Source organism: Frankia sp. CeRuru1 (genome assembly GCF_977966315.1).
Genome location: NZ_CDWWEW010000531.1, coordinates 1 through 2,619, shown reverse-complemented (window position 1 = coordinate 2,619; position 2,619 = coordinate 1). Strand labels below are relative to the sequence as shown.

Here is a 2,619-nt window from a genome sequence, read left to right as displayed (position 1 = left end):
AAGGACACCTGGCGCGGCAACCAGTAGTACGAACAGATCGCCAGCAGCCCCAGACCCTGCATCAGCAGCGCGCTGACCAGCGTGACGGCGGGTGCCAGTCGCTCCCGGCCGCGCAGCGCCGCGCGCAGGCCCAGAGCGAACACCACCCCCAGACCGACCAGCCCCAGGTAGAGATACCGGCCCTGGACGGCAATGCCGCGGGTGTACTGCTGGTACTCCGCCCAGCTGCGCTGCCCGACCATCAGGTAGGCGAAAGCGACCGGGAGCAGCAGTACCGCCGGCCTGGCAGCGCTCGCCAGCCGGTCCGGCCGCGCGGCGCGGCGTGGTCCGGCGACCAGCGCGGCCGCGCACAGTCCGACGACCGCCCCGGTCGCCACGACGATGGCGACCGGGGAGAGCTGGGGCGGCTCGAACAGGCCGAGCCCGCCCCAGAAGCGGCTGATCATAGTCCGGAAGAAGTACCAGAACCAGGTGAGAAAGGAGTCCGGAAGCAGCAGTGGTTCCCGCCGCGGCGGGTTCGTCGCCCACCCGTTCGGCTGGACGGCGTCGTACAGGACGTAGTTCCTGATCCACCACCAGCCTCCCAGGGCGAGCCCGAGGCCGACCGCCAGCGTGGCCGGCGTCCATGGCAGGGAGCCAATCGCGCGACACGACGCGAAAAGTCGGCCGGCCGGATACGCAGACCGCTCCGGTGCATGCCGGCCCGCACGCCGCAGGTGCCACCAGCCGACCAGATAGGCGGCGACGATCACGGCCGGCAGGGCCAGCGCGAACGCCTTGGACAGCAGGGCGATTCCCAACCAGATCCCGGCCCAGGCGGCTGCGCGGCGACGCATGTCGCCGCGCAGCACACCCACGAGGGTGACGGTCAGCCCGCCGGTGGCGAGCATCAGGATGCCGTCATTGTTGAAGGTGGCACCGACCCTGGTGAACCCGGGTACGGCGAGTGGCAGGGCCGCCGCGGCGAGAGCCGATGGTTGATCCAGTCCGAAGCGGCGTGCCGCCAGCCATGCCAGCAGGGGCAGCGGCGCGACCACCAGGATGTTCAACAGACGCAGGACGAAGACCTGCTGGTCATAGGCCCAGTGCTTGGAGCCCGGCAGGGCGTCGAGCAGCCTGGCGCCGACCACGTAGATCAACGGTGGATGCTGCACCATCTGGTTGGAGAGACGGCCGTCGCCGACGGGGGTAACCCCACCGAGGGCGTCGAACGCCTGGCGCTGGCCGCGTGGCGTCGGATCGATCTCGGCGAAGGACGGGGAGCCCCGCTGTTTCCCACCGGCCTGGAACATGTCCTGGAAGCGGCCGCGGTCGAAGTCGTCAGAGGTCGCGGCTACACCCGCCGAGATGATCTTCTTGCCTGGTGCGGGCCAGCCGACTCCGTGCTGCAGGCCGTAGACCATGTCCACGTGCTGAGCCTCGTCGTATCCCGTCCAGGTCGGATACACGAACGCGTAGCTGAGCAGCAGGCCGAGGTGAACCGCCGTGATGAGGAGCAGTAACACCGGCACGCGTCGCGGACCGGGCATCGACACCGCCTCGGCGGCCTCGCCTCGCGCCTCGGTCGCCGGCCGGGTCCCCGCCGGCCGGGTCCCCGCCGCGGAATCAGGCGCGGGACCGGGGGTGTAGCTACGGTCGATGATCGGCGGTTCTGGGGCGTCCATGGTTGACGCCAGCGTAGACGACCGATGTGAGAGGTTCGGACGAGCTCGGCGTGGGGTAACCGTCGACTATCTGTTGCCCTCTTCTCGACACGGGCTGATCCTGGGTGGATCCTGAACCGGGCGGGTCAGGGTGTCTGCGACACTCGGAAGGTGCGTTTTCTCGTGACCGGTGCCGCCGGTCAGCTCGGGGCCGACCTTTGCCGGCTGCTCGAGGCTCGAGCCGCGGAACCGGACTCCGGGGTGTACGGCTGGGCCGGTCTGACCCGGGCGGAGTTCGACATCACCGATTCGGCCCGGGTGCGCGCCGTCCTGCGCGACCAGGCGCGTCCCGCGAAGACCCAGGGTGGGCTGGTCGTCTTCAACACGGCGGCTTGGACAAACGTCGACGCGGCGGAGTCGGACGAGGTTGGCGCCTACGCGGTCAACGCCACGGGGCCGGCGCACCTCGCCGCAGCCTGCGCCGAGGTCGGCGCGACCCTGATCCACATCTCGACTGACTACGTCTTCGACGGGCGGGCCGCCAAGCCCTACGAGGTCGACGATCCTACCGGTCCCGTCTCGGCATACGGCCGGACGAAACTGGCTGGGGAGGAGGCTGTCCGAGGCCTGCTGCCCGATGCCTCGTACGTGGTGCGCACCGCATGGGTCTATGGCCGGACCGGCAGCAACTTCGTGAAGACGATCTCGCGACTGGCCCGTGAGCGGGACACGCTGTCCGTTGTGGACGATCAGGTGGGCTCGCCGACCTGGTCGTCTGATCTCGCGTCGGGGTTGATCGAGCTCGCTTCCTCGGCGGCACCGACCGGCGTCTACCACTGCACGAACGCCGGCGAGACCACGTGGTTCGGCTTCGCCCGCGAGATCGTCGCCGCGCTGGGCCAGGACCCGGTCAAGGTGACGCCGACGACGACGGAGGCATTTCCCCGCCCGGCCCGGCGCCCGGCCTACGCGGTGC

At 70.1% G+C, this 2,619-nt stretch carries 2 protein-coding genes; one reads left to right on the top strand and one right to left on the bottom strand.

What is annotated here, in order from left to right:
* A partial coding sequence (locus AC08OP_RS23885) for a glycosyltransferase family 39 protein (RefSeq protein ID WP_476616227.1) occupies positions 1-1,664 on the bottom strand: 1,664 nt, incomplete at its 3' end.
* Between the two features lie 162 nt (positions 1,665-1,826).
* On the opposite strand from AC08OP_RS23885, the gene rfbD reads away from it, so the two are divergent.
* On the top strand, positions 1,827-2,619 hold a 793-nt coding region (gene rfbD / locus AC08OP_RS23880; protein WP_476616226.1), incomplete at its 3' end, for a dTDP-4-dehydrorhamnose reductase.